The organism is Barnesiella sp. CU968 (assembly GCF_905219685.1).
In the GTDB taxonomy this organism is placed as follows: Bacteria; Bacteroidota; Bacteroidia; order Bacteroidales; family Muribaculaceae; genus Lepagella; species Lepagella muris_A.
Genome location: NZ_CAJMXD010000162.1, coordinates 1 through 6,428, shown reverse-complemented (window position 1 = coordinate 6,428; position 6,428 = coordinate 1). Strand labels below are relative to the sequence as shown.

The 6,428-nt window shown below is 38.6% G+C and carries 3 protein-coding genes; all 3 read right to left on the bottom strand.

The window, feature by feature from the left end; translation table 11 throughout:
* Positions 1-67 precede the first annotated feature (67 nt).
* Complete coding sequence (locus JX312_RS07620; RefSeq protein ID WP_204457588.1) at positions 68-3,037, bottom strand: TonB-dependent receptor; 2,970 nt, start codon at positions 3,035-3,037, stop codon at positions 68-70.
* A 220-nt stretch (positions 3,038-3,257) separates the two neighbouring features.
* Complete coding sequence (locus JX312_RS07615; protein ID WP_204457587.1) at positions 3,258-5,984, bottom strand: ATP-binding protein; 2,727 nt, start codon at positions 5,982-5,984, stop codon at positions 3,258-3,260.
* Positions 5,914-6,354 carry a two-component regulator propeller domain-containing protein gene (locus JX312_RS07610; RefSeq protein ID WP_204457586.1) on the bottom strand — a complete coding sequence of 147 codons (441 nt, stop codon included), beginning with the start codon at positions 6,352-6,354 and terminating at the stop codon, positions 5,914-5,916. The genes JX312_RS07615 and JX312_RS07610 overlap by 71 nt, the downstream gene beginning before the upstream one ends.
* Between the last annotated feature and the right edge of the window lie 74 nt (positions 6,355-6,428).

Here is a 6,428-nt window from a genome sequence, read left to right as displayed (position 1 = left end):
CTCAGTAACAGCCCAAATCCGACCATAAGTCCTGATAATATATTAAGTATTCTCATTTTTCGATATTTTAGAAATTAAGTCCAACTGTTACTGAATATGTCCGAGGACGCGGATAAACTGCTGTATCAACTCCGTTTCCGCTTTCAGGATCAACGCCTTTATATTTCGTAATGGTAAACACGTTTTGAACCATTGCTGATACATGTAGATTCAGGCTCTTATAAATCTGGCCGAAATCATATGTCAGCTGTAAATTATCCATTTTCAGGAACGATGCGTTTTCAAGATAATAATCGCTTAAATACTGACGGCGTGTAAATCTGGTGTCAAGGAAACTGCGATTCAGATTATTAAGCTGATAATCATTATAACTCATGGTTTCCCAAGCACCTGTATTCATTGCCATGCCGTTAAAGATGTATCCTCCGATATTGGCTCGAAGAGAAGTTGACAAAGACCATTTCTTATATCTCAGGTTTGTTGATAGACCCAAAATCCAATCAGGGGCTGGGGAATGGCAATGATAACGGTCATTTGTTGTTATCTCCCCATCGCCATCCAAGTCCGCATAGAGACCCTCAATAGGTCTGCCTGTTTCCTGATCGTACAACTGCTTGTATAGATAGAATGAATAGGGCGCATAATCTGTGGAGAATACCTGCATCTGGTATGCATCAATCCAAGGACCAACCTCAGTATCAGGACTTGGAGCACCAGGCGTAAGCGTCAGGTTCTTGATGCGTACACGTTGCCAAGCTGCATTTGCAGTCATAGACCAAGACCAATCTTTATTATCTATTAGATGTGCGGTTAACGCAAGCTCTAATCCTTTTGAATCAACATTGCCTACATTCTCAAGCATCAATTTGTCAAAGTTTGTTCCGGCTGGCACAGGAACAGTTGCAAGAAGGTTTTCTGTTTTGCGGGTATAATAATCTGCGGAGAATGTAAACCGGTTTTCAAGTAAAGATATATCAATACCATAGTTCCATGATTTGGTAGTTTCCCATTTCAAATCAGGATTATATGCTTCGGGACGATAGGTATATACCGGATTCCCTCCAAACATATATTGTGCTCCATCAAGACCNGGAGTGTAAACAGGAATATATCCATAGTTTGTAATTCCATCCTGCTGACCGGTAACGCCATAAGATGCTCTGAGTTTAAGGTCATTTACCCAACCACGAAGTGGCTCAAAGAAGTTCTCCTGTGATACTCGCCAAGCAAGAGCTACTGAAGGAAATGTACCCCAGCGATTGTCTTTTGAAAAGCGTGAAGAGCCATCCCGACGAACAGTCGCCGTCAGAAGATAACGGTTCATAAATGTATAATTCAAGCGGCCATAATATGAAATGAGAGAGTGTCGTTGATCTGTTGCCGCGGATGTTGATTGCTGTACACCATCTGCATTAAGAACGGCGTAAAAAGGCGTTGTGTATTTCCAATACTGATAGTCATAACCAAATGTTACATCTACATTTGAGTTAATAGCCTCGAAATCTCGATTATAGTTGGCATATATAGTCAACAAACGATTATAGTTCTTTTGCGGACCGTATTTGTAGTCTCTGCCACCGGTTGTGTAATATGATATGGCTTCTTTAGGAACGTAAATATATCCTTCCCCTTTGGACCAGTCATAACCTCCGGTTGCGTGGAGTCTTAATCCCTTTACCCAACGGATATTCCAATCAACATCAATGTTGCCAATCACTCGATATACATCAGATGTGGATTTGTATTGATTTAGACGACCTAATGCGTTTGCCAAAGCACCTGTTACAGGAATACCGTTGGCATCAATAGCCTCATTATATCCACCAAAAGAATCGTTACCGGAATATACAGGAATAGTAGGATTTAATGTGGCACCGCCCCAGATCGCACCCGTATCAGCGAATCTATTTTTAGAATATGTGCCTTTCAAACTAAACTGGAAACGTAGTTCATCACGGAAAAACGAGGGTGTAAGATTCAGATTACCTGTGAATCGCTTTGCGTTGTCGGTTTTGAGAATACCATCCTGATAATATGCTCCGGCCGATACACGGAATGGCAACCACGACGTGGCTCGTCCTGATACGCTAAGATTATTATCTGTACCAAAAGCTGTCTGATAAATCTGATCATTCCAATTTGTACGGCTATTGCCAAGAAGAGATTTCTGACGATCTGTACCTAATTCATTAACTATGCCAATAAATTCATCGGTTGAGAGCATATCGGAAGTCTTGGTCTTGGTCGATATAGAATTTGTCGTTTGGAACGAAACTTTGATACCGTCACCTTTGCCTTTCTTTGTCGTGATAATAATGACACCATTAGATGCACGGGAACCATATATGGCTGTTGAAGACGCGTCTTTAAGAATCGTCATGCTTTCAATGTCATTGGGATTTATCAAGCTCAGGAAATTACCACTACCAGTTACAGAACCGCCTACTTCCATTGGAACTCCATCAAGAACAATGAGAGGATCATTTGAAGCATTGAGCGATGCACCGCCACGCACGCGGATTGTCGAACCGGAGGTTGGGGAACCACCTCCGTTTACAATCTGCACACCTGCAATCTTGCCATTAACAAGTTCTTCAGGCGAGGAAATCATACCTTTGTTAAAATCCTTCTCACTGACTGTAGATACAGACCCAGTGAGGTCATCCTTTTTCCTCACGCCATAACCGATGACTACAACCTCATCCAAAATTTCGGAATTCGGTTTCATCATAATATTCATCACTTCAGATGTGATATCCACCGTAAGATTGTCATATCCTACATAGGAAATCAACAATTGTTTTGCACTGTTAGGCACATTTAGGATAAAGTGTCCATCGATGTCAGTTGCGACACCTATTGGCTCTCCTACAACTTTGACCGTCGCACCGATAAGCGGTTCTCCAGTCTCATCACTGACAGTACCCGTAACTGTCCTTTGATTTTGTGCGAATGCCGAAACGGGTATAAAGAGAATTGTGAGGATGAGCCCCAACAACCAACTCTTTATTTCGGAGGCACAAACTGCTTTGTCCATTAGAAATGTATTGTTGTTTATTAAATTATTTAAGGTGATCAAATGGTATTAGCCATTTCCGAACAAACTAAAAATCAATCTTTCTTACCCTATTAATTATACCTGTCTGAGATATTGCAAAGTTAGATTAAACGACTATATTATAGTGTCTGTTATAGGACAATATATACAACACATTGGACAACCCGGATCAAAAACTGCGTTACATCTACTTTTTGTCCTACTTTTTGTCTATGGTTTCATCATCAGATTGATATTGGCTTGGCTTTACTCCAAACTGATTTTGAAAACATTTTGAAAAATATGATGGAGTCTTGAAGCCGACCATATAACTTATTTCTGAAACGGTAAATCTGTGTTGGCTTAAAAGCATTGCTGCCTTTTGAAGCCTTACACGTCTGATGTAATCAAGAGGAGCCAACCCCATATATTTTTTTATAAGACGATACAGCTGTTTTGGGGCAACATCACTTTTTTCACATAAAAGATTTACATTCAAATCCGGATCGGAAATGTTATCCTCTATTATCTTAGCGATTTTTGCAAGCATCTTCTCATTTGTGGATTCAGCTTCTATCGGTTTTGATTCCGCCTCGGTTATGGCCTGAATGCGAACTTTTTCCTTTATGTCTGTTCGTGATTTTAAAAATTGGTTTATCCGTCCAAGCAATGCAGATGGCTCAAATGGTTTAGTCATGAAAATGTCTATGCCCAATTTGATACTCTCATTTTCTGTCTTGTTGTCAGATTTGGCTGTTAACATTATTATTGGAATGAATGCCAACCGAGGGTTTTGTTTAAGTAATTTCACCATATCAAGACCACTCATAATAGGCATCATTTCATCTGCGATAATAAGGTCGGGGATAAATGATGAAGCGATTGCAATGCCTGAGCGTCCATTCTCAGATGTAATACATTTATACTTATCTTTAAGGACATCTGTTATAAATCCTGCAATTTGTGAATTATCTTCAACGATGAGTATTTTCGGCTTACAATTATCCTCAAGCGACACGACTTGTTGGTCTTTAGGCAACAACTTTTTAGTTATTGGTAAAGTTACGACAAATGAAGTTCCTTGCCCCTCCTTGCTGAACAGACTAATATTGCCGTTCATGAGCTCAAGATATTTTTTTATGAGATATAACCCTAAACCGGTACCTTCTTTTAATTTAGAGGTAGATGGAGCTCTGAACATCCTCTGAAAAACCAATGGCTGGTCTATATCTGAAATCCCAACGCCATCATCAGATACAACAATTTCAACGTGATCTTCGTGTGGACTTATGCCAAATGAAATTGTTGCTCCATCGTCAGAATATTTACAAGCATTTGACAGCAAGTTTGTGATAACAGATTCAAACTTTACAGCATCAGCTTCAATTAAAATCTGAGGTACAGAGGAATGGAATATAAAGTTTTTCTGCGGATTATTCTCTTTGAATATCTCAAAGACTCCTTTGCAAAACTCGACCGCATCAAAAATAGAAAGTATCAATAAGTTCTCATCGGTGTCTTCAAGATGTTGCAGTTCCAGAGTGCGGTGAATCATATTGTTCAAACGCACAGCATTATCATAGACAACTTCAAGGTTTTTTTTGTTCTCCGGATCCTTTGTTTTCTCTTTCATCAAACTAACCGGACCAAGAATCATAGACAATGGTGTTTTAAGGTCATGGGATATTGTTGAAAGAAATGATAACTTTCGTTCCACATTTTCCAAAGCCGATTGCCTTTCCTGTTCTTGTAGAGTTCTGCTGTTCTTTTTACGCATATACCATACAATCCAATATATAACCACAATTGCAATGGATATATATGCCATTATCGCCCACCAAGAGAGTGCCCAAGGGGATTTAACCTTTAAGGGTACAGCAATTGGATCCATCGGAGAACCCACGGCTTTAACCAAGACATTGTATTCACCCATTTTTAGGTCTGAGAATGTTATTATATTAGTCCCTTCTGGCATTACAATCCATCCTCCTATTGTGTCAGTTGGGGATTCTGCAAGTTTATACATGTAGCGATGTACAGACTCTGGAGAATAATCAAGAGAACTAATGACAAGTGTTATGTTTCCACCATAAGGTATTGTCATTCCGTTGGTTCCTCCCTTTATATCAGATAAATTCAAATGTCCTTCACCTCTGTCATTTAAGACCATTCGAATAGTCTTATAGTCTGTGGAATTATCGGTAATATTATTAGCAACCTCAAGTATCTCATCAGTTCCCCCAAGATAGACCTTGTTATTCAAAGTATCTTCATATACGGCAGTATAGGATTTTTGTGGAATTGGCAGTAAATTAGCCTCTAATGTTAGTCCATTGATATTCCAAACATTACTTTGGGTAGAAATCCACATTCCATTTCCTACTTTCCCAAGAGCTAAAACAGTTTCATCACTGTTTGTATGCGGAAATTTTACTATATCATATTTATCGTTCTCGGAAAAAATAATAACTCCGCCTTTAAACGCATACCATATTCTGCCCTGATTATCTGAACTTATATTTGTCGGGTATCCTCCTGTTAAATCAAAAATATCATATTTAATGACTTTGTTTGAAGTAGGAGAGAACTTAGTTAATGTGTTATCTCTGAACAACAAAATCCAAATATTACCCCCCTGATCTTTAACTACGTCGTTTACAAGATTGTTAGACAATTCTAAAGACTTATTTTCAGCATTTATAGACATATCTGAAACAATTGTCCTATCCGAACTATTGAATTTTTTCTTATCAACGTAATGAAGGCCATTCAGAAAACTTCCTATCCAAAAGTGTGTATCATCTTCAATTAAAGCATATACCCAATTAGAATTGTGTTCTCCTTGTTTGTCAACGATATAGAATACATCAAACGTATCATTTTTTTCTATTAAGTCTATTAATGCCGGCATCTGTTGCAAACCATATATTATTTTCAGCATCTTCATGTATAGCACGAACTCTATTGTGTGAAAGTGAATTAGGTAAATCGGTATGTCTATACCAATGAGGTGTAGAATCATACGACAGGCGTATCACTCCGTTGTTTCCAGCAAACCAAAGATTGTCCTTAGTATCTCTATATATTGAATGAATTTCATTCCCTTCTCCCGAATGGGCAAGAGCACTTAATTCAATAGTACGTAAATAATTTGAGTTAGATGCTATAGAGAAACCTCGTTCATGTCCAGCCCATACGTTATTTTGAGAATCAGAATATATGCACCAAATTTCATTATCTGCAAGGCTCAGTTCCCGTCTTGAATCATGTCGATAATGTTTTATGCACTCTTTTGACATATCAAATACTCCATCCACTGGCGTCTCTTAAAATCTGTTAATGCGAAATTGTTAAACTCTGTATTCATGTTGGTTACGCGATTTTCTGGCCT